Annotated in this window: 2 protein-coding genes; one reads left to right on the top strand and one right to left on the bottom strand. The window is 69.9% G+C overall.

Features of this window, described 5'->3' with window-relative positions; genetic code table 11:
* The first annotated feature begins 12 nt into the window (after window positions 1–12).
* Window positions 13–354: a hypothetical protein gene (locus tag N864_RS22600; protein ID WP_205621044.1), complete on the top strand. Its 342-nt coding sequence runs from the start codon at window positions 13–15 to the stop codon at window positions 352–354.
* A gap of 135 nt (window positions 355–489) precedes the next feature.
* Here N864_RS22600 and N864_RS22595 read toward each other — a convergent pair.
* On the bottom strand, window positions 490–1028 hold a 539-nt coding region (locus tag N864_RS22595; protein ID WP_034722875.1), incomplete at its 5' end, for a CHAP domain-containing protein.

The following is a 1028-nucleotide window of genomic DNA, read 5'->3' as shown; positions in this document are numbered from 1 at the left end:
TAGGATGCGGCCGTGAGAACGTCGAAGTGGTCCCTCGCGTCCGAGCGCTCCATCCTCTCGATCCGGTCGAAGGGCTCGATCCTGTCCATCGGCAGCGCCGGCTCCATCCTGTCCATCGGCAGCGCCGGTTCGATCCTGTCCATCGGCAGCGCCGGCTCCTTCGCCTCGCTCTTCTCGGCCGGGTCCGCGATGAGCATGCTCTCGTTCCTGTCGAATCAGTCGCGCGGCTCGGTCCTGTCGCACCAGAGCAACTGGTCGGTCCTGTCGTACCAGTCGGAGTGCTCCGTGCGGGGTCACCGGTCCCAGGGGCGTCGCCCCGCCCGGTGGCCACGCCGGCGCCGTCCGAACGGCTGACCGTCACGCTCGAGGAGCGCGGGCTGGAGCTGCCGCGTGAGTTCCAGCCTCAGCCGTAGGCAAAAGGTATGCCGCTCACCTCGCTGAGGTGAGCGGCATACCTTGTGTCCCGGGCGGGCCCGCGCGTGCGCTGGCTCAGGGGGCGTAGATGTACTGCATCCCGCCGACGTTGGTCAGGGTGCGGGTGTTGTAGTTGTACGGGCCGGCCATCGCGTTCATCTCGATGACGGTGACCTGGTTGCCGTTGACGGCGGTGACCCAGGCGACGTGACCGGCGCTCGAGGAGTTGTACGTGCCCGGCTGAAGCACGAGGATGGACCGCACCCGGGGCACGCTGCTGACCGTGTAGCCCGCGCGGGCGGCACCGGAGGCCCAGACGAGGGCATTACCGGTCCAGCCACCCGGGTAGTACCCCTCGGACTGGTACCACTTGTTGAGCGCGCCCCACGTGCACTGGCCGGCGGTGGCCCAGTTGTGGGACGAGCGGATGCCCGACGAGGCGCTGGGGGCGTTGGTGGCGACCTTCGCCGAGTAGGTCGAGCCGGTCAGGCTCGTGCGGGCCGTCGAACGGGACGCCTGCTGGGCCTTGGCCCGAGCCGCGGCCTGGGCCTCAGCCTTCGCCTGGGCGGCGGCCTTCGCCTTGGCGGCCTCGGCGCGCTGCTCCTTGACGACGA

The sequence above is a fragment of the Intrasporangium chromatireducens Q5-1 genome, assembly GCF_000576575.1.
Classification (GTDB): Bacteria; Actinomycetota; Actinomycetes; order Actinomycetales; family Dermatophilaceae; genus Intrasporangium_A; species Intrasporangium_A chromatireducens.
The sequence above is the reverse complement of the archived record's forward strand: the minus strand, read 5'-3'. Positions and strand labels throughout refer to the sequence as shown.